The organism is Neobacillus sp. NRS-1170 (assembly GCF_050468025.1).
This window is the reverse complement of sequence record NZ_JBITPF010000035.1, coordinates 23,870-50,009: the sequence shown is the minus strand read 5'-3', so window position 1 is coordinate 50,009 and position 26,140 is coordinate 23,870. Positions and strand designations below refer to the sequence as shown.

Annotated in this window: 24 protein-coding genes and 1 pseudogene; 2 read left to right on the top strand and 23 right to left on the bottom strand. The window is 39.7% G+C overall.

Annotated elements, in window-relative coordinates; translation table 11 throughout:
- Nucleotides 1–68 precede the first annotated feature (68 nt).
- The 7 genes and pseudogenes from ACIFOT_RS15835 to ACIFOT_RS15805 form a co-directional block, all read right to left on the bottom strand.
- Nucleotides 69–551: pseudogene (locus ACIFOT_RS15835) on the bottom strand (NAD(P)/FAD-dependent oxidoreductase); the annotation flags it as partial.
- A gap of 31 nt (nt 552–582) precedes the next feature.
- On the bottom strand, nt 583–1,359 hold the full coding sequence (locus ACIFOT_RS15830; RefSeq protein WP_430066161.1) for an enoyl-CoA hydratase/isomerase family protein: 777 nt from the start codon (nt 1,357–1,359) through the stop codon (nt 583–585).
- Nucleotides 1,360–1,397: 38 nt separating this feature from the next.
- Nucleotides 1,398–2,567: a CaiB/BaiF CoA transferase family protein gene (locus tag ACIFOT_RS15825; RefSeq protein ID WP_430066159.1), complete on the bottom strand. Its 1,170-nt coding sequence runs from the start codon at nt 2,565–2,567 to the stop codon at nt 1,398–1,400.
- A 14-nt stretch (nt 2,568–2,581) separates the two neighbouring features.
- Nucleotides 2,582–2,821, bottom strand: a complete 240-nt coding sequence (locus tag ACIFOT_RS15820) for a hypothetical protein (protein WP_430066157.1) — start codon at nt 2,819–2,821, stop codon at nt 2,582–2,584.
- A 137-nt stretch (nt 2,822–2,958) separates the two neighbouring features.
- On the bottom strand, nt 2,959–4,086 hold the full coding sequence (locus ACIFOT_RS15815) for an MFS transporter (RefSeq protein ID WP_430066155.1): 1,128 nt from the start codon (nt 4,084–4,086) through the stop codon (nt 2,959–2,961).
- Between the two features lie 74 nt (nt 4,087–4,160).
- A complete protein-coding gene (locus ACIFOT_RS15810; RefSeq protein WP_430066153.1) occupies nt 4,161–5,759 on the bottom strand; it encodes a UGSC family (seleno)protein in 1,599 nt (532 codons plus the stop codon).
- 25 nt (nt 5,760–5,784) lie between these two features.
- Nucleotides 5,785–6,999 (bottom strand): CaiB/BaiF CoA transferase family protein, encoded by a 1,215-nt coding sequence (locus ACIFOT_RS15805; RefSeq protein WP_430066151.1) that lies wholly within the window; start codon nt 6,997–6,999, stop codon nt 5,785–5,787.
- A 157-nt stretch (nt 7,000–7,156) separates the two neighbouring features.
- Here ACIFOT_RS15805 and ACIFOT_RS15800 point away from each other — a divergent pair, with 157 nt between their 5' ends.
- Entirely contained in the window at nt 7,157–8,023 is an 867-nt protein-coding gene (locus ACIFOT_RS15800; protein WP_430066149.1) for a LysR family transcriptional regulator, read from the top strand.
- Nucleotides 8,024–8,041: 18 nt separating this feature from the next.
- Complete coding sequence (locus tag ACIFOT_RS15795) at nt 8,042–8,923, top strand: LysR family transcriptional regulator (protein WP_430066147.1); 882 nt, start codon at nt 8,042–8,044, stop codon at nt 8,921–8,923.
- 304 nt (nt 8,924–9,227) lie between these two features.
- Here the strand turns inward: ACIFOT_RS15795 and ACIFOT_RS15790 are convergent, their stop codons facing one another.
- The 16 genes from ACIFOT_RS15790 to ACIFOT_RS15715 all read right to left on the bottom strand — a co-directional run bounded on the left by ACIFOT_RS15790 (nt 9,228) and on the right by ACIFOT_RS15715 (nt 25,718).
- Nucleotides 9,228–10,004, bottom strand: a complete 777-nt coding sequence (locus tag ACIFOT_RS15790) for an enoyl-CoA hydratase/isomerase family protein (RefSeq protein ID WP_430066145.1) — start codon at nt 10,002–10,004, stop codon at nt 9,228–9,230.
- A gap of 37 nt (nt 10,005–10,041) precedes the next feature.
- Nucleotides 10,042–10,812: a 3-hydroxyacyl-CoA dehydrogenase gene (locus ACIFOT_RS15785; protein WP_430066143.1), complete on the bottom strand. Its 771-nt coding sequence runs from the start codon at nt 10,810–10,812 to the stop codon at nt 10,042–10,044.
- A 40-nt stretch (nt 10,813–10,852) separates the two neighbouring features.
- Nucleotides 10,853–11,992: a thiolase family protein gene (locus ACIFOT_RS15780; RefSeq protein WP_430066141.1), complete on the bottom strand. Its 1,140-nt coding sequence runs from the start codon at nt 11,990–11,992 to the stop codon at nt 10,853–10,855.
- Between the two features lie 381 nt (nt 11,993–12,373).
- Nucleotides 12,374–12,583, bottom strand: coding sequence for a hypothetical protein (locus ACIFOT_RS15775; RefSeq protein WP_430066139.1), 210 nt, complete (start codon nt 12,581–12,583; stop codon nt 12,374–12,376).
- Between the two features lie 125 nt (nt 12,584–12,708).
- Entirely contained in the window at nt 12,709–14,235 is a 1,527-nt protein-coding gene (locus ACIFOT_RS15770) for a class I adenylate-forming enzyme family protein (protein ID WP_430066137.1), read from the bottom strand.
- A gap of 70 nt (nt 14,236–14,305) precedes the next feature.
- Complete coding sequence (locus ACIFOT_RS15765) at nt 14,306–15,571, bottom strand: ABC transporter substrate-binding protein (RefSeq protein WP_430066135.1); 1,266 nt, start codon at nt 15,569–15,571, stop codon at nt 14,306–14,308.
- A gap of 53 nt (nt 15,572–15,624) precedes the next feature.
- Nucleotides 15,625–16,326, bottom strand: coding sequence for an ABC transporter ATP-binding protein (locus ACIFOT_RS15760; RefSeq protein ID WP_430066133.1), 702 nt, complete (start codon nt 16,324–16,326; stop codon nt 15,625–15,627).
- Nucleotides 16,319–17,086 carry an ABC transporter ATP-binding protein gene (locus ACIFOT_RS15755; RefSeq protein WP_430066131.1) on the bottom strand — a complete coding sequence of 256 codons (768 nt, stop codon included), beginning with the start codon at nt 17,084–17,086 and terminating at the stop codon, nt 16,319–16,321. Before ACIFOT_RS15755 ends, ACIFOT_RS15760 begins: the two co-directional genes overlap by 8 nt.
- 21 nt (nt 17,087–17,107) lie before the next feature.
- Entirely contained in the window at nt 17,108–18,076 is a 969-nt protein-coding gene (locus ACIFOT_RS15750) for a branched-chain amino acid ABC transporter permease (RefSeq protein ID WP_430066201.1), read from the bottom strand.
- Between the two features lie 12 nt (nt 18,077–18,088).
- Nucleotides 18,089–18,955 carry a branched-chain amino acid ABC transporter permease gene (locus ACIFOT_RS15745; RefSeq protein WP_430066129.1) on the bottom strand — a complete coding sequence of 289 codons (867 nt, stop codon included), beginning with the start codon at nt 18,953–18,955 and terminating at the stop codon, nt 18,089–18,091.
- 176 nt (nt 18,956–19,131) lie between these two features.
- Nucleotides 19,132–20,658: a class I adenylate-forming enzyme family protein gene (locus ACIFOT_RS15740; RefSeq protein ID WP_430066127.1), complete on the bottom strand. Its 1,527-nt coding sequence runs from the start codon at nt 20,656–20,658 to the stop codon at nt 19,132–19,134.
- A gap of 185 nt (nt 20,659–20,843) precedes the next feature.
- A complete protein-coding gene (locus ACIFOT_RS15735) occupies nt 20,844–22,064 on the bottom strand; it encodes an acyl-CoA dehydrogenase family protein (protein ID WP_430066125.1) in 1,221 nt (406 codons plus the stop codon).
- Between the two features lie 66 nt (nt 22,065–22,130).
- A complete protein-coding gene (locus ACIFOT_RS15730; protein WP_430066123.1) occupies nt 22,131–22,574 on the bottom strand; it encodes a hypothetical protein in 444 nt (147 codons plus the stop codon).
- Between the two features lie 10 nt (nt 22,575–22,584).
- Entirely contained in the window at nt 22,585–23,616 is a 1,032-nt protein-coding gene (locus ACIFOT_RS15725; RefSeq protein WP_430066121.1) for a phosphotransferase family protein, read from the bottom strand.
- Between the two features lie 121 nt (nt 23,617–23,737).
- Nucleotides 23,738–24,880 carry a CaiB/BaiF CoA transferase family protein gene (locus tag ACIFOT_RS15720; protein WP_430066120.1) on the bottom strand — a complete coding sequence of 381 codons (1,143 nt, stop codon included), beginning with the start codon at nt 24,878–24,880 and terminating at the stop codon, nt 23,738–23,740.
- Between the two features lie 61 nt (nt 24,881–24,941).
- The gene (locus ACIFOT_RS15715) at nt 24,942–25,718 is read right to left on the bottom strand and encodes an enoyl-CoA hydratase/isomerase family protein (RefSeq protein ID WP_430066118.1); all 777 of its coding nucleotides are present in this window, start codon (nt 25,716–25,718) and stop codon (nt 24,942–24,944) included.
- Nucleotides 25,719–26,140 lie beyond the last annotated feature (422 nt).

Sequence of the window (26,140 nt, the reverse complement as noted above, 5' to 3'; positions counted from 1 at the left end):
ATATGAATGGAAGATATGGTTCATGGACGAGTATGTGCTCAAGTCTAACTCCAAGCTTTGATATGGGCTCATCCCATAGCATTCCCTTCAATGAACCTTTCACATTCCAAAGCAGCCATACAGCCTGACCCTGCCGCAGAAATGGCTTGGCGGTAATAATGGTCTTGAACATCTCCGCAGGCAAAAACCCCCGGGATACTGGTTTCTGTAGTTCCCGGCTTTACTTTGATGTACCCTGTTTCATCCGTTTCAATCTGTCCATTTAAAAAGGCAGTGTTTGGTTGGTGACCGATTGCCACAAAAATTCCATCTGTGTCGATGAGTTCCTCTGTTCTAGTATCATTATTTAAAACTTTCAACCCTGTAACCTTATCATCTGCCATCACTTCTAACGGAGTACAATTTAGTTTCCATCTAATCCTTGGATTTTTTTCCGCACGTGTTTGCATGATTTTAGACGCCCGCAACTTATTTCTGCGATGCACCACACAAACTTCAGCTGCAAACTTAGTCAGGAAAATAGCTTCTTCCATCGCTGAGTCACCGCCGCCGGCCCCGTACCGATAATAATAGAATGATGGATCATTCCCTCCTCCTGCTCTTGTCCAGCATGGCTGCCACGGCCTGTTTATGATCCTCAGAATCCCTCACAATGGAAAAGTGTGAGGAAATCAAATCAAGTGATGTCCGCAAATCAATGTTAGCAGACTGGTAAGCCGCACGCTTGATCATGCGGAGGGCAATCTTCGGGGATTTTGCAAGACGTTCTGCAAATTCCATTGTTTTCGGCAGCAGTTCCTCAGGACTGTACACCTGATTGACGATACCTAGTTCCTTCGCTTCCTGGGCATGGACGAAATCTCCTGTCCACAGCAATTCCAGTGCCTTTGCCATCCCAACGATTCGAGGAAGGTAGTAGGCACCACCATCTCCAGGAACAAGTCCCACCTTGATGTATCCTTCTGAAAAACGGGCGTTTTCAGAAGCAAACCGGATGTCACACATGAGCGCCATGTCCATGCCCGCCCCGACTGCTGTACCATTAACCGCACAGATCATCGGCTTGTCGAGATTCTCCAGCGTCAGCGCAATACGATGGACACCTTCCCACAAATCGTTTTTGCGAACTAAAGCATTGGGCTGTCCCAGGTCCAGATCTTTTAAATCCACCCCGGTGCAAAAGCCTTTTTTACCTGCCCCCGTTAATACCACAACATCAATAGAATCATCCTTACGGTATTCTTCGAGCGCATCTGCCCATTGTTTGATCATTTCATGGGTAAATGCATTCATCACCTCCGGTCGATTTAACGATATGACAGCAATATTCCCTTCTTTTTGAAACAAGATGTCTGACATTCAACCATCTCCTCATTTAACCCGGTATTTACTCTGACCTAAATCACTCCTATTTGTTCCATGTGAGCAATTTGATTCTCTTTGAGTTTTAAAATCGTATTCAAAATCTCATAAGTATGCTCTCCTACTTCCGGCGGCGGATTCTTAATTACTGCCGGTGTCTCGGACAATTTCGCAGGAAAAGCGGCCTGTTGGATATCTCTGTTTAGCTGTGGGACAAAAACACTTTGGATCATGCTTCTTGCCTTCAATTGAGGGTCAGCACTTGCTTCCATAATATCGTTTACCGGAGTAGCTGGAACCTTGTTGGTTTTGAGCAAGTCAATCCATTCATCCCGAGAATGACGAAGGAATGTCTCCTGCAACAGGGATCGTAAAGCTTGCTTGTGCATCAATCTCAATTCTACGCTCGTAAAATCGGGGTTGGTAAGGAGATCAACCCGATCAATACTGTGACATAATCCCTGCCAAAATTGATCTTCGATGGCAGCAATGGCTAATCTCTTTCCGTCATTTGCCGTATAGACTTCATTTGTGGCATGCAGGTGATGAGCATCATCCGTTTCAGGCAGATGGCCATCAAGGAAGTAACTGCCAAAACGAGTGCTTGACCAAGCGAACACGGAATCAGACATCGAAACGTCAATGTATTGCCCTTTTCCGGTTTCTCGATTAAACAGCAAGGCCGAGACAATGCTGAAGGCTGCAAACATCGATGTGGCTAAATCCGCCACAGGAAGGCCGCTTCGAACCGGTGGATACCCAAGCTGACCCGGGATGCTCAGTGCCCCAGACATGGCAAGGCAGTTAAGATCATGTGCCGGTTCAAGGCGGTAAGGACCATCCTGCCCATACCCAGAAATCGAGCAGTAGACGATGCCTGGATTCACTTTCTTTACAGATTGATAATCGATACCCAATCGCTCCACTACCCCAGGGCGGAAGCTCTCAATCACGACATCACTATTGGCTGCAAGATCCAGTAATATTTGACGTCCAACTTCCTGTTTCAAATCTAATGTCAAACTTTTCTTGTTCCGATTTACTGCATAGAAAGTACCAGGATTTAATTCACGAATGTAATCGCCGCTCCCCTTTTCCTCCACTTTAATAATTTCAGCACCTAAATCCCCCAGGAGCTGTGTGCAATAAGGGCCCGGAAGCAGTCTGGTTAAATCAAGTACGCGAATTCCCGTTAACGCATCCATCTTTCATACCTCCTTTATCCTACCTCAGGGTAAATGAGTTCGAATGAGTCGTACGTGATGCCGCTATCCGCTAATTTTTTCTGGATGATATTGGTGATTAATTTTTCAGGCAATAAGCATTCTACACATGTTTTTTCGGTCACGATGATTTCCAGCTTAATATTCCTTTCTGAGGCTTCGATCTTCAAATCTGTTCCATCAGCATTTAAAGCCTCTTTCAAAGGTTGTAATGCTTCTATTACTTTTTTCATCATAAATTTCACTCCTTTAGAAAATAGGAATCTTAAATACTCGCTTCTTCTTCCGCTTTTATCGATGTTTGCGTTTGCTTAACAGCCCTTACTCCAACCCAAAACAAGATGCCGAAAATTACCATAATCAAGGAAGAGCATTAAAACGCATAACGATATCCCATGGCCTCATTTGCAGCATATTGGATGAAGTAGCCGAATACTAGGGGGGCAATCACACTTGCGAAATTTGAAAGCGCAATATAGGTCCCTTGGGCTTTTCCGATGTTTTCGGGAGAAAAAAACTCCATCAACATGGCAGGTGCTAAAGAGAGTATAACAATCCCCAAACCTGGAGCAAGTGTAAAGAACACAATAGAGGGAACACTCGAATTTATGACACTGCCAAAGTATAGACAAATAGCGGATAGCAGCATCGTTAAGCCTGCAAGATTTACTCGTGCTTTTCGAATATCGCCAGTTTTGCGATAAAGCCAATCGGAAACGAGGGCGAAGCCCACTTGGCAAATAGCAGCAAATAGGAAGGGTAATGAGACTGCTAGTTTTAAGGTTTGACCATTAAAATGCTTAACTGTGGAAAAATAGGCTGGATACCAAAACGCTAGAATGGTGGCTATCCAATAGGCACAGCCGCCGCACAAAACAATAAAAATAAAATTTCTAGTAAAAACATGTGGAAGAAACTGTCTCCAAGAAACCTTAGGAAGGGTGGATGACTGCAGTGCCTCTTGAGGGATGGAGGAAAGCCCCATTTCTTGGGGTCTTTCCTTACCCAAAATCAGCCAAAAAACTAACCAAATCAGACCTATAATACCCATTGAGATAAAAGCGGATTTCCAGCCATATCGATCAATTATAGAGATTAATAAGGGTGACGCGATTGCAGGCCCGATTGTTGCCCCAAACAGAATAGCACTAGCACCAATACCATGTCTTTGTTTTGGGAACCATTTTCCGACAATAGCTGCTGATACTGCAGAAGTTGGACCTTCACCTGCTCCCAAAATCATTCTTGTCATCACCAAGAGGGACAGACTAGAAACAACAGGTGTGACGAATTGAACGGCCAGCCATGTCAGTGTCATCCAAGCAAATATTTTTTTTGTATTTTTTGTATCAGCCATTCCTCCGAGAATAATCGAGGATAGGATAAAGAACCAAAAGAACGAGCTTCCGACAATTCCCCACTGTGATGGACTTAAATGCAGCTCCTTCATCAGAGGAACGGAAACCAGCCCAATGACAACTTTATCTATTTGGTTGATCATACCAGCAGTAACAAGAAAGATTAATATAATCCAAGAATATCTAGTGGTGCGCAGAATAAGGACCCCCTTAATTATTAGAAAATTGAAGTGTCTATTTTTCTAGTGATTGCCCTAGAGGTATGAAAAGTTCCAATAACTGCACTATGCTCGCCATCACCGCCAGCAACGAATATCATGATATCTTCAGGTCTTTGTGCAATTTTTAGGAATTCCTCGCCATTCTCTTTAACTAGGTATTTAGGCTTCAATTCTAAGACTGTTTTTCTTGTGGTTCGATCATAATTCGATACAGGGACTTGTGCCCTTTTATACAAATCTTGCTTTATACTTTGTTTATCGAATCCATCCCGCTCCAGGATTTGTGCATGAACAGGGGATATAACAACGACAGGCTGCATATCAAACAACCAGAAATTGCTCCCTTTTGTTGTCATTGCTTTTGCCAAGTAATCGAGCAGTATTTCTCCACTATCCCCCAGATAAATGACATTTAGCGGGGCAGTACCGGATACAACCGTTACTGTGCTTTCCTCTACAGCAAAACCTAATTCAACATGCAACGGTTCCCATGGACTTTTTTCTTCTAATTCCCCATAGCAGGCGGAATATTTGACAGGATTCCCTAAAGTAGACATATCCCCGATCCCTGGACGTCCACCGCCAAGGTTATAAAGCATTAATCGAACTGCTCTGCCAATTGTGGAATTTGCTCTCCAACCTGGCCCAAACAAACCGATACCCGCATTAATATCCAGTTTTTTTACAACCGGTCCATTGATGATTAACATCGGACCTGCAGGATTCGTGGTAGCCTGTACCCCATATAAATTGAAAGCAGGTTCCAACATCGCTTCTACAGCAGCTAACAGCAGCGGAAAATACTCTGGAGCACATCCAGCCATTACAGCATTCACAGCCACTTTTTCCACGGTAACTTTCCGCCAGCGCGGCCCCATAAACCCAAGTACTTCATTTGGGTCGAGCATACTTAAAGCAAGCATTTTTCTTACTCGCTCTTCAGTCGGCGGTACAATAGGCAGACCATCTGTCCAGCCTTGCTGAAGAAAATAATCATTTACGCTATCAAAATCCTCAGAAATAAAAAGAAGGTGATCCCCTTCATCTTCCGCCTGAAGTTGATCGTCAACAATTGGGTCAATTGTCAATCCACTAATAATTGAAGCAAAAACTGCCTCGGCACGTATGTAAGCCTCTTTTTCACTTACACTGCCCATCGGAAAGGGAACTTCCGCAATTGGAATTCCTTTAAAACCTTTGGCCTCCGATTCATATACTGCCAAATCGATAAATACCTCTGAAACAAAGGTAACGGTCGGCAAACCTCTTTTTTCCAATTCCATGCTATCGTGGATACACCACGATGTACATGACCCTCAATCACCCAACGCTACGACTGCGGCATCAAAATTTGCAGCGATTTCAGAAAGCATACTTTCTGGTGCTCCAAAGCTCGGACTATCTTTTTCATAAAGTCTTACTTTTAATACGTTTTCTTTTTCCTTTAGTAACTCTCCAGTCCTAACCAAAAGTTCTTTTGCATTCAGCTTGATGTTACCTAATAAGGCAATCTTCTTTCCATTTAAGGTGTGCAATCGTGGGACTAACGACGATTTAACTCTTTTTTCTTCACCAACAGGATTAAAAATTCTCATAGTTTATTCCTCCAATTGATTTTTATCAAGTATTGGCATTGATCATAGTTCCATCCAAGGTAACTCCCTGCGCCAGCATCTGTTTAATGTCCTGTGGACTGTAGCCCAATTCCGTGAGGATTTCAACGCTGTTCTCACCAAGCCGCGGTGCGTGTCTCGCTACTTTGGCAGGCGAATTGGAAAATCGTACTGGTATGCCAACTTCAAACATATTACCCTCAGTCGGATGAGTGACTTTTTTGAAAAAACCAATCTCTTTCAGATGGGGATCATTTAGCAGATCCTCGGGCTGATAAACCGGCATTGCAGCGATATCCGCTTTCTCCAATAACTCCAGCCATTCCGTGGTTGACTTTGTAGCCATCATTTCTTCCACCATGCCGTAAAGCTGATCAATATAATTCATTCGCGCTCCAAAATCTTTAAAGCGCTCATCCTGGATTAACTCAGGTTGTCCAACAAGATTAAAAAATGCCCGCCACTGTTTGTCATTGTAGACGATGACGCTAATATAGCCGTCGAGTGTCCGGTAAGGTTTTCGGTTCTTGGATATGACTCTGTTATAAAGCGCAGGGCCGACAGGAGGATCAAACGTCATGCCTCGCATGTGCTCGACCATGGTATAGGAAACCATCGTCTCAAACATCGGAACTTCAATGTTTTGTCCCTCTCCTGTCCTCTCCCGGTAATAGAGAGCTGATAGGATTGCACCGAACACCATAAGTCCCGCTGACTTATCAGCCAGAACTGTCGCCATATATTGAGGCTGCCCTGATAATGCGGTTTGTGCAGCAACGAGTCCGGACGCTGCTTGAATAATATCATCATAGGCTGGCTTGGTATGATAGGGCCCATCTTTACTAAATCCGTACGCGCCGCAATAGATGATTTCCGGATTAGACTGCTTGACTGCATCATATGAAAGACCCAGTTTTTCGATCGCGTCCGGCCGCATCGTATGAAGAAACACATCTGCCTTTTGAGCCAATTTAAGAAGTGCATCGCTTCCAGTCTTCGTTTTTAAATCCAGGACAATGCTTTTCTTGCTTCGGTTAATATACAGAAACGATCCACCCATTCCGGGATTTCTCTCCATTCCACTGTAACGAGAATTATCCCCTTGGTGTGTTTCTACTTTGATTACTTCTGCACCCAAATCTCCTAATAACATCGTGCAATATGGACCCATTAATACCGAAGTTAAATCCAATACCCGTATTCCCGATAACGGACCACTCATTAGACCCCCTCCTACTTATTTGAAATAATAATCAATCTGAATATAGATTATATTTTGAATATATATTATATTCATTATAAGTACCAATACGCGTTATTTATGAACCCATAGTTTGAACCTATGATAGAAAGAGATGAAGAAAATGGAGATTCGTCTTTTGAAGTACTTTGAAACCATCGTCCGTCATAAAAACATAACCAAGGCTGCAATGGAATTACATATCTCTCAACCTTCACTAAGCGGACAAATCAAAATTTTAGAGCAAGAATTAGGTTGTAAATTACTAGAGAGAAGCCCTAGGGGGGTTACATTAACAAAGTCTGGAGAAATTTTATATAAGCATTCCGTTCAAATCCTTCATCTATTTACAAACGCTTACGAAGAAATGGAAAAAGTGAAAAGTGTGGGATTAGGGGAAATCTCTATTGGGAGCATACCTACTTGTACCTCCTGGCTCTTTGACACAACGCTTGAATTCCAAAAAAAATATCCTCATGTTCGAATAAATATTAAGGAAATGGAGGTAGAAGACATCGTAGCTTCATTGAAATCATACGACATTCATATTGGTGTTACTTCTATCGCCACGGAAACAGACTTGTTATTCTTTGAAACCATCTATCATGAAGAATTATTGTTAGTTACCTCCGCTCACCATCGGTTTAAGGACTTGAAAGAGATTGATTTTATTGATTTAGCCGATGAGCCATTCATTTTATATCCGGGTTATTCCATGCGGCAGCATATACTACATTTCTGCGAACAGGCGGGTTTTACCCCAAAGGTAGCTTTCGAGCTTGATAGTCTTGCTATGTTTCGATTTATAGAGGAAGGATTAGGTATCGCCATAGTACCTAAATCTTCTATTAATAACGAGCTTATTAAACATCAAGGAGTTAAGTTTATTTCACTAAAAAATCCTGCACCTTTTAGGAATATCTATATTGCAACTCATCAAAATCGTTACCTGCCTTCAGCAATTCACGACTACAAACTACAAATCGCTGAGTTTTTCAAGGTTTAATAGGAGGGCGCAAAGAGAATGGACATACGGTTATTAAGGTATTTTGAATCGATTGTACGACATAGAAACATCACAAAGGCTGCAGAGGAATTACAGATTTCTCAGCCTTCCCTGAGTATTCAAATGAAAGCTTTGGAACAGGAACTTGGATGTAAATTAATAGATAGAAGTGCGAGGGATGTATTGTTAACTGAGCCTGGGGAAGTTTTATATACACATACATTGCAAATTTTGCAGCAAATTTCGAATGCGTACAAAGAAATAGATGATATAAAAGAAGACGGTTTAGGCGAAATTCGCATTGGGAGCATCTCCACCTGTACGCCCTGGCTCTTTAACCTATTTCTTGGTTTTAAAAAGAAATATCCGATGCAGCAAATTAATATCAAAGAAATGCACGGAGCTCATATTGAAAAAGCATTATTATCCTACGACATTCATATCGGTCTAACCTCCACCACTAGGCCATCCAATTTATTATCATTTGAGCCCATTTATTGTGAAGAACTAGTATTAATTACTTCCATTGAACATCGTTTTAAGGATTTGGACGAGATTGATTTTAAGCATTTAGCCGATGAGCCATTAATCTCAAATCCATCAAGTTATGCCCTGCAAAAACAAATACTGTTTTTTTGTAATCAAGCTGGCTTTACCCCTAAGTTTGCCTTCGAGATTGATGGACGTTCCATTCCGCGTTTCGTTTCCGCAGGTTTAGGTATCGCTATCGTTCCAAGATCGTCTCTTACTATTTTTTCACAGGATGGTTTTATCTTTAAGGTTATTACATTAAAGAATCCTTCTCCTTCTAGGATTATCTATCTTGCAACCCATCAAAATCGCTATTTCTCTGAAAAAATAGATGAATTTAGGTCACAAATTGTCAGAGTTTTTAAGTGAAAATTACGAATATGTGTGGGTAACGGATATACATCGATTTCTTCTACAATTATAAGTGTATCCAATCGTCGTTGGGATACTATACGCCGAATGAATTTGAAAGAATGTATGGAATTTCCGCAGCCTAATTTCACCTTCATAAAAAAGTTTAAATCGTTCTTTATTTAAGCCTTTTTATGAAGGCCACCAAGCGAAAGCGCGGTAGAAATCTGTGTCTATTATCTTGACGTAGTATCAAAAAAGGATTGGCAGTAGATTCGCCAATCCTTTTTTATCATTCTTAGTAGATTCTGTTAGTGTTTAATTATTTTCCTAGAAACTGAGGGCGTCTTTTTTCCAAAAATGCTTGTACTCCTTCTTTCACATCCTCTGTAAGGAACAGCTCTTGGAACAATTCTGCTTCTCTTTCAAGCGCATTCTGCAAAGGTAATTCAAGGCCTTCATCTACCGCTTTTTTAATATTCCTCACTGCAGTTGGAGAGTTTTTGCAGATTTTTTTAGCCAGCTGAAGACCAGCTTGCAGACCTTCTCCCTTTGGTACTACTCTATTTACTAAACCGATTCGCAAGGCCTCCTCGGCGCTAAGATGTTCACCCGTATACAATAATTCCTTTGCTTTCCCTTCGCCAATCAGTCGCGGCAAACGCTGTGTACCGCCTGCCCCGGGCAATAAACCAAGTGTACATTCAGGCACTCCGATTAATGCCTGCTCCTCTGCAATGCGAATATCACATGTTAGAGCAAGTTCGCATCCACCGCCAAGAGTATACCCATTTAACACGGCAATCGTAGGTTTTGGAGAGAAATCAATGCTATTGAACACTTCATGTGTATATAAAAAACTTGGGATTAAATTCGGATTTCCGATTTTTTCAGGGAAGCCTTTTATGTCTCCTCCGGCCATGAATGCCTTTTCCCCTGCACCTGTTACAATAATAGCCCATACCTCATTGTCATCGTTTAAGGTTGCGAAGGTTTCGCCTAGCTCTTGAACTACGGCTGTACTCAATGTATTCATTGGCGGATTGTCAATAATGACAATGGCTATTCTGTCTTGCTTTTCTACTTTAATTAGTGCCATCTAATATCACCTCTGAAAGAATTTGTCTTTTATTCTATTATTTTGGCTGCATGCGGATAGCGCCATCTAAGCGAATGACTTCTCCATTTAACATCGGATTTTCAATAATGGTTTGAACAAGGTGAGCGTATTCACTAGGACGACCTAAGCGCTTAGGGAATGGAATCATGGCACCAAGTGAATTTAATAGTTCCTCAGGAGCACCATCAAGGATTGGCGTTTTAAATATTCCTGGTGCAATCGTTAAAACACGGATTCCATAGCTTGATAGATCACGGGCAATTGGAAGGGTCATACCCACAATGCCGCCTTTCGATGCACTGTATGCAGCTTGACCAATTTGTCCATCAAATGCTGCAACAGAAGCAGTGTTGACGATGACGCCTCTTTCGCCGCTTTCATTTGGTTCGTTTTGAGCCATCTTTTCAGCTACTAAACGAATCACATTAAAAGAACCAACTAAGTTTACATTAATAATTTTTGTAAAATGCTCAAGTGTATGGGGACCATTTTTACCATACGTTTTTTGAGCAGGCCCGATACCAGCACAGTTGATCGCCGCAGTGATTTTACCGAATTTTTCAACTGCTTGATCCAGTGCAGATTGAACATTCGACTCATCTGCAACGTTTGTTTTAACATATAGCACATTATCTGATCCGAGTTCTTCCACTAAATTGTTTCCTCTATCATCGTTTAGGTCAATAATAAGGGCCTTCCCACCATTTGCTACTGTATTTCTTACTGTGGCTTCGCCAAGACCTGATGCTCCACCTGTAACAACTACTACACCGTTTTTCAATTCCATTTCAGACACTCCTTAATAAATATATTTATAGTTATAAAAATTACAATCTTTCAATAATGGTTGCATTTGCTTGTCCGTGACCTTCACAAATCGACATCAAGCCATATTTACCACCTGAGCGTTCGAGTTCATGAAGTAATGTTGTCATGATACGAGCACCTGTACAGCCAATTGGATGTCCAAGAGCAACCGCTCCACCGTTTACATTCAACTTGTTCCAGTCGGCACCAAGCTCTTGTGCCCAAACCATTGGAACTGGCGCAAATGCTTCATTCACTTCATATAAATCCATATCTTCGATGGTTAGTCCTGATTTTTCTAAAACCCTTTTCGATGCTTCAATTGGACCTGTCAACATTAACGTTGGATCAGAACCAACAACACTTCTTGAAATAATACGAGCACGTGGTTTTAACCCGAGCTCTTCAGCTTTATCACGGGACATAATTAATATTGCTGCTGCACCATCACTGATTTGACTGGAATTTCCTGCATGAATCTTTCCGCCTTCTTGGAAAACAGGTTTAAGTGTTGCTAATTTTTCTAAACTAGTATTTTCCCTTGGACCTTCATCAGCAGCAAAAATGGATGTTGTACCATCTGGAAGCGTCACTTCGATTGGAGTGATTTCTCGCTCAAATCGGCCTTCTTTTTGTGCGTGGACAGCTCTTCTATGACTTTCTAGAGAAAATTCATCTAATTGCGTACGGCTAAGACCCCATTTATCAGAAACTCGTTCTGCCGAAACACCTTGGTGGAGTACTTCATATCTTTTAAAGTACTCTTCACTATGATCTGCAATGGCTAGCGGCATCACATGTGACATGTTTTCAACACCGCCGGCAATGACAACGTCCATATCACCACTTAGTATTGCTTGGGCCGCAAAATGTATGGCTTGCTGGCCTGATCCACATTGTCGTTCTACGACAACTCCAGGTACTTCAATTGGAAAATCTGCGATTAACGCAGCAACCCTGGCAAGGTCAAATCCTTGTTTTCCAACTTGCATGCCGACACCGAAAATGACATCTTCAACCAGACTTGGAGAAATCCCTGTTCTTTTAATAAGCTCTTTTAACGTATAAGCAGCTAACTCCTGGGGATGAACAGCGCTCAAGGCTCCTTTATGTTTCCCAATTGGCGTTCTAACTGCTTCGACTATTACTACTTCACGCATCGTATTCCCCTTCCAATCTTTTAAATATTTTGTATATTTGAAAATCAGTAAGCGCATACAGAAACTAATTGCCTCTACTGTGCCTAGTGAGAATCAACAAGGTTACTTCCAAACTAAATAGTTTAATAAGATGAAAATAATTAAATGCTCAAAAAACAATTAGAATTACTTTTCTCTTTTTGTTGATAAATTCTCAAAGCGTCAAACAGAAAATTCAGATAATACAAATAATAGTATTTATTTCATTTTATTTTTTCGGTGCATTAATGTAAAATACATTATATTCAACTAATATTAACCATCAGTTAAAATTATGAGGGAGTTGCCTTACGGTCTATTTTTACTACTAATATACATCAGGGCTCCAGGTTTCATATTTTTTTAATATATTTCGTATAATGGAAACGGTATGGACCTCATCGGGTCCGTCGTATATCCGAGCATAACGGGCTTTTCGATACACCAGCCCTTCTCAAAAATGCTTTCGGCCGGAATGACTTTTTCATCAATAAATTTTTTGACACTTTGCCTCAAGTCCTTTAATTCAGGTGAAATCGTTCCATCATAAGTTTGAATGCCCGTACCCTCCATGATGTGATCTCATACAACTTTGACACTTTTGTATATTCCAATCATGAAAGTGTTATAGAATAATAAAAACCAAATAAAAAAACTACCTTAGGCCTATAGAATTAAGCGCTAAGGTAGTTTTTGAATTAACCTCTTAACCGTAGTTCTCTCTTTAATATTTTTCCAGATGGGTTTCTTGGGAGGGAAGTAGCAACTTCAAGCACTTTAATGTTCTGAAATTTAGCTAGTCTTACATTGCAATAATCAATCAATTGCTTTTCATCAACTTCTGACTCAGGCTTTAATACGACAACTGCTTTAACTGCTTCCCCCCACTTCTCATCAGCGATGCCAATAACCGCAGCGTCTATTACAGCAGGATGTGTATATAGGACTTCTTCAATATCTTTCGGATAAATATTTACACCACCGCTAATAATCATATCTTTTTTACGGTCTAGCAAGTAGTAGAATCCTTCATCATCCACTTTACCCATATCGCCAGTCTTGAACCATCCGCCTGGCAAAAATGATTTTTCCATTTCTTCCTGCAGCTTATAATAGCCATTAAATAAACCAGCTCCCCGAACAGCAAACTCACCTTCTTCCCCAACACCTACATCCTTGCCTTCATCATCAATTAGTCGAATTTGAAATAACTCAAACTGCTGGCCAATACTGCTTGTTTTACGAATCACATCATCAGGACGAAGAAAAATAAAGGCACTAGTTTCTGAGCAGCCAAAATATTCAGATAAATCCGTCTGAAACTTCTTGATAATTCGCTTTTTAACAGCCTCAGCAAGTGGTGCTCCGGCAGAAAGCAACAATTTCAATGATGATAAATCGAATTTTTCAAAATCTGGAACCTGCAGCATCATCACGTATTGTGTCGGTACAAAAAACGCTCCGGTAACCTTTTCATCCTGAATCAAGCTTAATGTATGTTTCGGATCAAAATCTCTTGTGATGACAAGTTTTGTTCCAAATAAACCTAATAAAAATGAAAAACAATGTCCAACAGCGTGATACATTGGAACAGAAATCAAATACGTATCACTGTGATTAATTTTAAATTCAGTTGCGCTAATAAATGACCGGTAAACCATTGTTTCTTGTGTAAACACGATTCCTTTTGGCAAAGAAGTAGTGCCGGATGAATAGAGCATTGCCGCGACGTCTTTCCCAGTCACTTCAACGTTAGGAGGCTCCGTTGATCCGTTCTCTATAAGGCTCTCATAATCCAAATAGGTTGAAGTTGAAGGAGTTCCACCGATGAGAATCGTCGAACTTGAGTTAATAGTGTGAAGAACGTCTAAAACCGTTTCGTAGGCTTCTAGTTTTTCCACCTCTACGAGGGCATGAGTAGCATCTGAACCATTCACTAGTGTGCGTAAATCATTACCTTCTATCATGTAATTAATAGGGACTGCAACCGCACCGGCTGCTGAAAGCGCATAAAAAGCTTCCAGCATTTCGATTCGGTTTTTCATGTACAATACAACATGATTACCTTTTTTTACCCCTGCTTCAATAAGTGAATTGGCTAATGCATTGACTCTGTCAGACAGTTCCTTAAATGTCCTTTTTGTATCGCCAAAAATAACAGCTGTTTCATTTGGTTTGTTCTTCGCAAAAACTGGTAATCGTTCATGTAAATTCCCAAGTTCCATTATACATCTTCCTTTCTTTTAAATTAGAACATGCATTTCCCAAGTCTATTATTCTGTTAAAACACCTCTTTTATTTCGAAACGGAAATTTTTCCGGTTTCTGGTTCGTATGAGAGTATGTCAGAAATTTGTTGTAATTTACCATCCTTAGCAACAGTCATGTACATACTTGTAACCCCGTAATGGTTTTTCTCTGAAAAAGAAATACCAATATACTTGGATCCCTTCCATTTATCAAATGTATAAAATGATTTTAGGAAGTTTTCCCATGTCAAATTGTCTCCTGTCACCCTTAAAGCCTCCACAAATACTTGAGCAATTGACCAACCAGATTCCACCACAGTAGTAACTGATTCATTTGGATATGATATCTTAAATCTTTCTTGTAATAGTTTGGCTTTTTCATTATTCACGTCATCACTACTTACATAAATGCTTCCACTATAGGTTCCTTCCCAGACATCATTACCAGCTAATTCAAACGTTCGTGTGTCAGCGCCGCTAACTGAAGGAACAATGTAATTAGGCTCGTCAAAGCCGATTTTATACATGGCTTTTTTTAAGTTCACGATAGGGCTCATTACACCAAAATTAAAAATTGTATCCGGATTTGCTTGTTCGAGTTTTTGTGCCTGAGAGGTGAAATCTGTGTCAGCAGGAAGGTAATTAACTTCTGCTACAATTTCAACTTCTGGATAGTCTTTAATGATGTCTTTAATCTTATTATAAGGAGCTTTCCCGTAATCATCGTTTTGATAGGCAATTGCAATTTTTTTCGCACCTAATTCTTTTACCGCATAATCCAACATGATTTGTGCCTCGACTTCATAATTCATATTGCATGCTCCCATCCAATTTTTAATTGGCGGGTTAACAAATTCTTTTAATGCCGCACACGGCATTATGACTGGAATTCCCTTTTCTACATAGTAGTTCTTTGTAGCAAGATTATTAGTAGAGCCTACATTACCTAAGAGAGCAAATACTTTATCGATTTCGACAAGTTTCTTAGCATTCTGCACTGCCTTAGTAGGCTGATATTGATCGTCATAAGCAATTAGCTTTATTTTACGGCCATTTACCCCGCCATTTTCATTAATGTACTGAAAATAGGTATCCATACCTTTACGTAATATATCATAGACAGCTAAAGGACCTGATTGAGGGCCAGAGAAACCGACTAATATTTCATTTTTTGTAACTCCTTGAGCTAGTTTCTCAGCTTTTTGCCCATTGGATGTATTGTTAGAGCCCGTTTTTTCGCTACTACAACCAGTAAATAAAAGCAAGACCAAAATCACAAAGAAAAACAATACATACCCCTTTTTGAATCCCATAATAAAACCTCCCTATTAACTGAATTTTTAAAAATTTTAAACCACTTTATATCTTAGCCTCCAAGATATAAACGGCGAACCTCATCATTATTTCTTAAGTCCTTTGAGTTTCCTTCCAACGCGATATTCCCGTTTTCCAATACATAGGCATAATCAGAAATACTCAGTGCCATATTCGCATTTTGTTCGACCAATAAAATAGACGTTCCATCTTGGTTAATTCTTTTAATTATTGCGAAGATCTCCTTTACGAGGATTGGAGCAAGTCCGAGAGAAGGTTCATCTAATAATAGAATCCTTGGTTTTCCCATTAAGGATCTTCCAATCGCAAGCATTTGCTGTTCGCCTCCGCTTAGTGTTCCTGCTTTTTGTTTGATCCTCTCCTTTAGTCTCGGAAAATAAGAAAGTACCTTTTCTAAATCTTCCATTATATTTTTGTCCTTTCTACTATAGGCTCCCATTCTTAAATTTTCCTCAACCGTGAATAGAGGAAATACCCTCCTGTTTTCAGGACAGTGAATAATGCCGCTTTTTACCACATTGCCGGGACTCTTTTTCAACATCGATTTTCCATCCATTTCATAGCTGCCATTTTTCGGATGAATTAATCTAGAAATAAACTTCAGGGTTGTCGATTTTCCGGCACCATTTGAACCTAGTAATGAAACAATTTTCCCATCTTCAACCGTTATCGATATTCCTCTTAATGCATGAACATGACCATAGTAGACATGAACATTAGATAATTTAAGCACTATCTTCCACCCCACCCAGGTACGCCTCGATAACAACCGGATTTTTCTGAATGTCTTTCGGAACACCTTCCGCAATTTTTTGACCAAAACTCATAACCGTAACGGAATCTGAAACCTCCATCACCAGAGACATATCATGTTCAATTAATAGAACCGTGTAATTCATTTCTTCCTTTAATCTGATAATAAGTTCACTAATTTTCTTCGTTTCAACTGGATTCATCCCAGCTACCGGTTCATCTAGTAAAATTAGTTTTGGCGAAGAAATGATGGCTCTGCCGATATCGACCATCTTTTGGTATCCAAAAGGGAGATTGATAACTTTTTCATAAGCTAAATCAGTTATAGAAAGCAAATCCATTACTTCAAAAGCTTTTTTTATTGATTCTTTTTCTGTTCGTTTTATAGGAGGTAAATTGAATGCAATAGAAAATAAATTCTTCTTTAATGTTGGATGCAGGCCAGTCAATAAATTATCAAGTACCGTCATTTTTGCAAACAGCTCGACATTCTGAAAGCTTCTCGCAATTCCTTTTTGAATGACTTGATGAGGTTTTAGCTTTAAAATATCATTTCTATTAAATTCAATTGTTCCGGATGCGGGTGAATAAAAACGGCTAATACAGTTAAATACGGTTGTTTTTCCGGCTCCGTTTGGACCAATGATCGAATAAATACTACCTTCTGGCACATTAAAAGATAGATCTTTTACCGCGGTTACCCCTGCAAAATTCACTGTTACATCTTTAAAGGTTAGCATCTCTAGCAGTACCTCCTGGTTTTAGTCAGAAATTGAAACTTCCTTTTCAAAGATGGTCTTTTCACTCGTTTTTTTTAATTTCATTAATTCTAGCAAGGACATTAACCCATGAGGGCGAAATAGGATGATTAGTACAATGGCAACACCAATGATGATATTGGTCAGTCCAATAAATGATTTTGTAAACTCAGGAAGAACCGTAAATACACTTGCCCCAATAATGGCTCCTGGAATGGAGGCAAGGCCGCCAACAACAATCATCCCTAGTAATAAAAATGAAGTAAATAATGTAAAATCATTGGGGCTGACAAACCCAATCCAGTATCCATAAAGACCACCTGCAAGTCCTGTAAAAAATGCACTAATGACAAACATTAAAGTTTTGTAAAATGGCAGGTTAATCCCCGTAGCTTGAGAAGCAATTTCACTTTCGCGAATGGCAACAAATGCTCTGCCCAATCTACTTTTCAAAATGTTGTGAATAACCCATGTGATTAATATTGTTAAAATGATAATGACATAGATAAATTGAATGTCATTAGATATCCATGCAGGTCGGAATAATGGCAGACCTGAGTATCCTCCAGTAAGTGAATCCCAGTTCAGGGCAATTTGAGGAATAGACAATCCAAAACCTAATGTAACGACGGCAAGAAAATTCCCGCTTAAGCGAATGGCTGGCAGGCCGATTAGCAAACCGATCAAACCTGTTATCACTCCGGACAATGGAAGTACAAGTAAAAATGGTAATCCAAATTTTGATGATAGAATGGCAGCAGAATAACCACCCAACGATAATAAGCCTGCATGACCGATTGAAACCTGCCCGCCAAATCCGATTAAAAGGTCCAACGCCATCGCTGTTATAGCATAAACACAGATCATGACGAAAATGGAAACCAAATAGACGGATTGTCCAACGACAAAAGGGCAGGCGAGCAACGCAAGTACGAGTATGAATACCCATGATTTCTTATTTGTTAACAGCATTTTCAATTTTCATCACACTTTCTTAACTATTTTTGAGCCACCAAAAATACCTTGAGGTCTCACATACAGAACCAAAACGATTAACAAAAACACAAAAACGATTTTCAATTCTGGTGAAATATAGAAACTGATGAGATTTTGGAAAACTCCAACGATCAAACCACCAACGACAGCTCCAGGTAAACTATTAAACCCACCAAGTACTGCCCCCGCAAAAGCAATAATTAATACTTCCCCCATCATGTTTGGACTCAAAAATGTAATGGGTGCAGTCATTATCCCGGCAATACCACCCATAGCCGATCCAATGGCCCATGCCCCCATAAAAACTCCCGTAACCTTTACCCCCATAAGTTCTGAGGCTATTCGATCCTGTGAAGCGGAACGCATAGCTAAACCAATTTTTGTGTAGCGGAATAATATAAAAAACACAAGCATAAGAAGAACCGTTAATCCAACCATAAAAATTTCGTTGGATGAAATAAAAATACCGCTTATTTGAAATGGACTTCCAGTCAGTGCCTCAGGATAAGAAACGGTATCGTATCCCCAAAGTATCCCAGCAAATCCGTTAAAAACCATGAATAACCCTAAGGTGAGTACAACTTGATTTAAATGCGGGGCAGACTGTATCCGTTTCATAAACACAATGTAGACAAACATTCCAAATATAATTGCAAATAGAAGTGATAAAACGAGAGAGAGCAGATAAGGTAAACCGTAGCTTGTTAAAAAGATGTAGCTTACAAATGTTGTGATCATTGCCATTTCCCCGTGTGCAAAGTTAGCAACCTCGGTTGTTTTAAAAATTAATACAAGGCCTAAGGCACCTAATGCATATATACAGCCAAAAATTAAACCGCTTACAATGATTTGCAAAAATTATTCACCATCCTTTTTTATATCTGCACCACCGAAAAGCAAATCATCATTTTCTATTCCCTTCGGAAATATTGGAGATTTGATACTATCAAAGCAAACAATCCCACTATTACAAGCGAGGATTGTTTGTAATATGTTGGAATAGCTTATTTCAGATATCATTTGTTTCAGTATTAACCTCTTAATCGAAGTTCTCTTTTCAGTATTTTTCCAGATGGGTTTCTCGGGAGGGAAGTAACTACCTCAAGAACTTTTATGTTCTGATATTTAGCTAATCTTGCATTGCAATAGTCTAACAATTGATTTTCGTCATTTTCTGACTCCGGCTTTAATACGACAACTGCTTTTACTAATTCCCCCCACTTCTCATCAGCGATGCCAATAACCGCTGCGTCTATTACAGCAGGATGAGTATATAGGACTTCTTCAATATCCTTTGGATAAATATTTACACCACCGCTAATAATCATATCTTTTTTGCGGTCCAGCAAGTAGTAGAATCCTTCATCATCCTCTTTGCCCATATCCCCAGTCTTGAACCAACCGCCAGGTAAAAATGATTTTTCCATCTCTTCCGGCAGCTTATAATACTCAGTAAATAAAGCAGTTCCCCGAACTGCAAACTCACCTGCTTCCCCAATACCTACATCCATGCCATCATCATCAACAAGTCTTACTTGAAACACCTCACTCTGCTGACCAATACTACTTGTTTTACGGATGACATCATTAGGACGAAGATTAGTAAACAAATAGCTTTCTGAACAACCGAAAAATTCTGATAAATTAGTCTGAAACTTCTCGATAATTCGCTTTTTAATAGACTCAGCAAGTGGAGCTCCTGCAGAAAGCAACAAATGTAATGAAGATAAATCGAATTTTTCGAAATCTGGGACCGAGAGCATCATTACATATTGTGTAGGTACAAAAAACGCTGAAGTTACCTTTTCATTCTGAATCAAGGTTAATGTACTTTTCGGATCAAAGTCTCTAGTAATGACAAGTTGAGTGCCAACCAAACCTAAAAAAAATGAAAATAAATGTCCAGAACTATGATACATTGGAACAGAAATCAATATGTTATCACTGTAATTTAATTTCCATTCATTTGCCCCAATTAATATCCTGTAAATCATTGTTTCATGTGTAAATATAATCCCTTTTGGCAGAGAAGTAGTACCTGAGGAATAGATCATTGCCGCGACGTCTTTCCCTGTTACTTCAATGTTAGGAGGCTCTGTTGATCCGTTGTGAATAAGGACCTCATAATCGAAGTATGTTGAAGTTGAAGGAGTTCCACCGATGATGATCATCGTACTTGAGTTAACTGTGTGAAGTACGTCTAAAATCGTTTCAAAGGCTTCTAGCTTTTCCACCTCTACGATCGCATGAGTAGCATCCGAACTGTTCACTAATGTGCGTAAATCATTCCCTTCAATCATATAATTAATAGGTACTGCAACCGCACCAGCTGCTGATAGCGCATAAAAAACCTCCAGCATTTCTATTCGGTTTCTCATGTATAATACAACGTGAGCACCTTTTTTTACCCCTGCTTCAATGAGTGAATTAGCTAACGCATGTACCCTATCAGACAGTTCCTGAAATGTTCTTGTTGTTTCACCGTAAACAACAGCTACTTCATTTGGCTTGTTTTTCGCATACAGTGGTAAGCGTTCATGCAAATTTCCAATATTCATTTATCATCTCCCTTTCTTTTATATTGAAATCGCCATAGCCCTATAAAATTTAAGGCTATGGCTTCCGAATTAATGTACTTTTTAATAAACTGTCTTTATTTTTTGAGAATTCATTAGTGATTTTTTACCTAACCCTACAACTTTCTGTTATACCTCTACGCTATTTAATAATATGAATTTTACTACTAATATCCATCAGGGCTCCAGGTTTCACCTTCTTGATATTTTTTTAATATATTTCGTGCAATAGAAACGGTATGGACCTCATCGGGTCCGTCGTATATCCGAGCATAACGGGCTTTCCGATACATGTTTTCTAATGGAGTATCACCTGAAACCCCCAGTGCCCCGTGTACTTGGATGGACCGATCGATGACGTCATGAAGGACTTTTGCACCAAATACTTTAATCATGGCAATTTCTACTCGAGCATCGTCCCCTTGGTCGATTTTTTTAGCCGCTTCAAGTGTCATCAATCGAGCCGCTTGAATTTCAGTTGCCGAATCCGCAATAAATTTTTGTATCATTTGTTTTTCAGAAAGTAACGAGCCGTGAGAGTATCTCGTTAAGGCTCGTTGACACATTAAATCAAAAGCCCTTTGGGCCTGCCCAAGCCACCTCATACTATGAAAAATTCTGCCTGGACCGAGTCGTTTTTGGGCAATTAAGAAACCTTCGCCTCGCTTTCCCAGCAGATTTTCTTTCGGAACACGGACATTCGTTAACTTTATTTCACAGTGGGATCCACCAAAAGATTTCGCCATTGTCGGAACATTCCTGATGATTTCATATCCGGGTGTATCGGTAGGTACAATAATCATCGAAGCTCTGCGATGTCGAGGTGCATCGGGATCGGTTACACAAAAAACAGTTGAAAAGGCGGCCCGGTTTGCCCCTGTAATAAACCATTTGTGTCCATTGATAACCCATTCATCACCTTCTAAAACGGCGGTGGTTTGAATTAACGTGGGATCCGATCCTGCCACCTCCGGCTCTGTAAGTGCAGCAGATTGATAGATTTCGCCGCGGACCATCGGAAGCAGCCACTTTTCTTTTAGTTCGGTAGTTCCATAAAGATTTAGCATAATTGCATCCTGTGTGGTGAAAGTCCCAAGGGCAAACCATGCTAAATCCGACACGCCTACCAACTCATTGATGAGCGCATATTCCTTAAACGATAACCCGCCGCCGCCAATATCCTTTGGCAGTCCAGGCGCCCAAAGATTTTCTTTCTTAGCAAGTGCCTGCAGCTCCAAAATAATCTGATCTGACTCTGGTCCGCCCTTCTCAAAAATGCTTTCGGCCGGAATCACTTTTTCATCAATAAATTTTTTGACCCTTTGCCTCAATTCCTTTAATTCAGGTGAAATCGTTCTATCATAAGTTTGAATGCCCGTAACCTTCATTTTCAAGACACCTCCAAAATAAATTATTTTTCTTTAAAATTACATCAGCTTTTTCTAATTAATGGCTTAATGAACGATGGTCAATTCCATATCAATTTGATTTCTCACAATCTTTCTTAAATCATCAATATAATAATTAAGCTCGGGATTTTGATATACAAACTGAATGAACTCTGAAAATAATTGATTAACGGATTCCCATTTATACCGCTCACTTTGAGATTTTTGTAGAATACTAGTTAAGTTCTCTTGAAATTTCACCAGATCAGCTTTGAAGGAACCAGCTGTTAATTCATTTAATTGGTTAAGGCTGATCTCTAATTGCTCGAGCAAATGGCAATTAACCTTTTTAAAAATTTCTTCATTTTGAATCGTATTAGCATCCAGATTCTTTAATAATGACAGTAGAGCCACAGCCTGTTCCTTTGCCACATCATTTGTAATGAAAGGAAGGATGTCATTCTTAAGCACCTGTATAATTGCTTGAAAGGTACATGACTTATCCAGCATTTCCTTCACCTCAATATCCAATCGTTTCAGCAAGCAAATTCCGCATTAACGTCCATCTGAATCCTTGTCTACCCATCCTCAGGTCAGAGGTATTTTTGTTCACAAACATATGAGCAGCAGAAAGAGAAATTAATAGAAACCGTACTTGATGCAAAACTTCAAAATAATGTAACGTCTTTTGATTTACTGTTAATCCTGTTTTTTCTGAGTAATAATCAAGAAACCAATCTTTATCCAACAAATAACATAGCAGCGGAGATTCCATCCGGTTGGCTTTTGCACAAATATAAGCAACATCCATAAGCGGATCACCAATTTCAGCCAGTTCCCAATCTAAGATCCCCGTAATCCGTTTGTCCTTATAAAGCATGTTGCCCGTCCGGTAGTCACCATGAAGAAGCGAAAGTCTTTGCGCAACTGGCCGATGTTTCTTAAGCCATTCAAGGGCATCCGTCATAACCGGATCGTAAATAATTTTATATTTTAAATACTGTTCTGTTATTTCTGCCAGTATTCGGTCAATATACCCTGTCCCATCACTCGGAACTTCAAATACCTCATCCAATCCAATTTGTTGTAAATTTAAGGTGTGTAAAGAAATTAAGTAATCGGCAAATTGTTTGGGAATCTCTTTTTCGCTGGAAGCCTTTAATAAAAAAGCTTGTCCTTCCTTTGACCATGGAACATAACTAACTCCTTCAATCTTTTCCATGACCATAAATTCACCGCCGATAATGTTCGGGTCTTCTTCAAGCAAATAGACCTTAGGAACCGGTAAATCCGATGACTCCCCTAGTATTTTCAGGAGCTGATATTGCTTTGAGAGATTTCGTTCCACTGCCAATAAACCAGTTTTTTTTAATTTTCTTATGACTAACCCCTTACGTTGTTGGCCAATCTTAAGAGATAAGATAAATGTATCATCGGACCAGCCCGCAGAAGCTTGTTGAAAATCCTCGATTACCACTTGTTTTCCGGAAAAAAGCTTTTTTTGAAGATAATGACATAAAGAATCTTGGAGCGAATCCAATGAATGGATCAAATTCAAATACCTCCATTTCGATAGCTCTAAGGATTGAGTGTTCCCAAGTCTAGTATTTTGTCAAAACACCTCCTTTAATAAAAAGTGTTTGAGCCGTTACTTAAATCCATTTGTATATGTTTTATATTTGCCGTTGTTCAAGGGGTTTTAGTATTTCTTCGTTATTCTCGCCAAGTTCCACTCCGATATGTTTATACTCGGGTTTAAAGACAGTTGACTTAATCGGGCAGGCGATTTGTTTTTGATAGCCCCCATTTGGCCTCGGAACTTCTACAATCATTCCGCGACCCTCAATTTGCGGGTGCTCACAGGCCTCGGCAAAGGTAAGGACTGGTTCTACACAGGCTTCAATTTCAGCAAAGACCTTTTGCCACTCTGCAAATGTTTTTGAAAGAAAAGCGTTCTTAACTTCATTTTTAAAAGCATGAATATCCTCCTGCTTCTCACTAAAGCTAAGTTCAATCAAGTCTGGACGTCCTATACCCTCACAAAGAAGTTTACGGAATTGCGGCTCCAGACTTCCGACAGAAAAATATCGGCCATCTTTTGTTTCATAATAGTCATAAAAGGTACCTCCATTTAGCATCGTCCTCTCAAGCTTAGGGTTAATACCTGCCATCAAATAACTCGGTGCAACCGTAGCATTCAGGGCAAAACTACAATCAGTCATACTGATATCAATCCATTGTCCTTCACCTGTACGATCTCGATAGATGACAGCAGACAATATTCCAATAACCCCATGTAAGGAGCCGCCAGCAACATCCGCAATTTGAATTCCCGCAGGCGCAGGCCCCCCTTTTTGACGACCCGAATAACTTGCTATACCAGAAATGGACAAATAGTTGTTATCATGTCCTGGGCGATGACGGTACGGCCCGGTTTGTCCAAAACCTGTGATCGAACAGTAAATTAATTTGGGGTTTACCTCTTTTAAGACGTCATAGCCTAATCTTAAGCGTTCCATTACACCTGGACGAAATTGCTCTAATACAATGTCGTATTCTGCAACTAATTTTTTCACGATCTCAATGGCATCCGCCTTTTTTAAATCTAGGGTAATCGACTTTTTAGAGCGATTGATATAACCATGATTGACAGAATCTTTTCCATCGAGTGGTAACACTTCTCTGAGCATATCCGGCCTAGTAGCTGATTCCACATGCAAAACTTCAGCTCCAAGGTCTGCTAGCATCATCGTTGCATAGGGACCAGGAAGCAACGTAGAAAAATCTAAAATTTTCAACCCTTTTAGTAATGTCATAAACTTCTCTCCATTCTCACAATTTGTTATCTATCAATCTACTAAGGTTATCATCCTGAATTTAATAACCCTCAAATTTCGGAATTCGTTTTTCGATAAATGCCTCTATTCCTTCTTTTAAATCCCGAGTTTGAAAAATGACAGATTGACCTAATGCCTCTAAATCTAAAACATTTTCTAGTGATAAATGAGGTGCTTGATGCAGGATCCGTTTTGCTATTCCGAATGTTTTTGTTGGTCCATTTGCCAATAACATTGCTAATTCCCTGCCTTTTTCTAAAGCCTGTCCATCTGATACAACTTCATTTATTAACCCATAGTCCAAAGCTTCTTGAGCACTTAAATTTTTTCCTGTAAAAATTAATTCAGCTGCTTTATGCATGCCAATTTTTTGGGGGAGAAAATAAAGTCCACCAAAATCTGGTATTGCACCAACTTTCGCAAACACTTCTGAGAATACTGCATTTTCTTCCGCAATGACGATGTCACAGGCTAATGCTAAATTACAACCCGCTCCTACCGCTGATCCGTGTACTGCTGCTATCACTGGCTTTTCCAAATTATAAATCCCTAAAACCGATTGATGACATTTCTGCAGGAATTCCTTATTTTCAATCGCACCAGTGGAATTCGATAATTGTTTCAAATCTCCCCCAGCACAGAACCCTCTGCCAATTCCGTAAATTAAAACAGTTCGAACAGATGAGTTATCCCTCGCCTCGAATACTGCTTCTTGCAACCCTAAAGCTAATTCATCATTTAAGGAGTTAAGCGCTTCTGGGCGATTTAATTCGATTTCGAATACCCCGTCCTTCAAACGGGTATTAACTACAGCCATAAAAGGATTCCTCCTAATTTTTTCCTTATGTTTCATTTAAGAAATACTTTTTAGAATTTTCCGTCTCTATTATCAATAAATTGCTATAAATCCTTACTTATCTTTCCTGTATCATATATCATTACTCGCCATACCTCGGTCGCATGGGCCAAGGGCATAAATACCCTTGTTCACCTAATTTTCTCCTAAATGCTAGAGGATTAACTGGTCTTATTCCCATTGGTCTCCAAACGGGACAGCCTCTTTTTCCAAAAATTTTGCAAAAGCTTTTCTGAATATGTGATGCTCTTCTTCCTAATACCCTTTGCCAGAATGATTTGTTTTTACTGTTAATGTTTTTGCCAAATAAATTCCCCCTTTTTTGAAAAAAATTTTTTTATGAAAATTCATAATATTTATTTTATTTTAACTTTTACTAATAT

Coding starts and splice junctions, on each gene's coding strand:
- ACIFOT_RS15715 (WP_430066118.1), bottom strand. CDS start 25,718: ATGGCTGTAGTTAATACCCGTTTGAAGGACGGGGTATTCGAAATCGAA.
- ACIFOT_RS15720 (WP_430066120.1), bottom strand. CDS start 24,880: ATGACATTACTAAAAGGGTTGAAAATTTTAGATTTTTCTACGTTGCTT.
- ACIFOT_RS15795 (WP_430066147.1), top strand. CDS start 8,042: ATGGACATACGGTTATTAAGGTATTTTGAATCGATTGTACGACATAGA.
- ACIFOT_RS15755 (WP_430066131.1), bottom strand. CDS start 17,086: ATGCTAACCTTTAAAGATGTAACAGTGAATTTTGCAGGGGTAACCGCG.
- ACIFOT_RS15825 (WP_430066159.1), bottom strand. CDS start 2,567: ATGGATGCGTTAACGGGAATTCGCGTACTTGATTTAACCAGACTGCTT.
- ACIFOT_RS15820 (WP_430066157.1), bottom strand. CDS start 2,821: ATGATGAAAAAAGTAATAGAAGCATTACAACCTTTGAAAGAGGCTTTA.
- ACIFOT_RS15730 (WP_430066123.1), bottom strand. CDS start 22,574: ATGCTGGATAAGTCATGTACCTTTCAAGCAATTATACAGGTGCTTAAG.
- ACIFOT_RS15735 (WP_430066125.1), bottom strand. CDS start 22,064: ATGAAGGTTACGGGCATTCAAACTTATGATAGAACGATTTCACCTGAA.
- ACIFOT_RS15785 (WP_430066143.1), bottom strand. CDS start 10,812: ATGGAATTGAAAAACGGTGTAGTAGTTGTTACAGGTGGAGCATCAGGT.
- ACIFOT_RS15780 (WP_430066141.1), bottom strand. CDS start 11,992: ATGCGTGAAGTAGTAATAGTCGAAGCAGTTAGAACGCCAATTGGGAAA.
- ACIFOT_RS15790 (WP_430066145.1), bottom strand. CDS start 10,004: ATGGCACTAATTAAAGTAGAAAAGCAAGACAGAATAGCCATTGTCATT.
- ACIFOT_RS15775 (WP_430066139.1), bottom strand. CDS start 12,583: ATGGAGGGTACGGGCATTCAAACTTATGATGGAACGATTTCACCTGAA.
- ACIFOT_RS15740 (WP_430066127.1), bottom strand. CDS start 20,658: ATGAATATTGGAAATTTGCATGAACGCTTACCACTGTATGCGAAAAAC.
- ACIFOT_RS15770 (WP_430066137.1), bottom strand. CDS start 14,235: ATGGAACTTGGGAATTTACATGAACGATTACCAGTTTTTGCGAAGAAC.
- ACIFOT_RS15805 (WP_430066151.1), bottom strand. CDS start 6,999: ATGAGTGGTCCGTTATCGGGAATACGGGTATTGGATTTAACTTCGGTA.
- ACIFOT_RS15830 (WP_430066161.1), bottom strand. CDS start 1,359: ATGTCAGACATCTTGTTTCAAAAAGAAGGGAATATTGCTGTCATATCG.
- ACIFOT_RS15750 (WP_430066201.1), bottom strand. CDS start 18,076: ATGCTGTTAACAAATAAGAAATCATGGGTATTCATACTCGTACTTGCG.
- ACIFOT_RS15815 (WP_430066155.1), bottom strand. CDS start 4,086: ATGATCAACCAAATAGATAAAGTTGTCATTGGGCTGGTTTCCGTTCCT.
- ACIFOT_RS15765 (WP_430066135.1), bottom strand. CDS start 15,571: ATGGGATTCAAAAAGGGGTATGTATTGTTTTTCTTTGTGATTTTGGTC.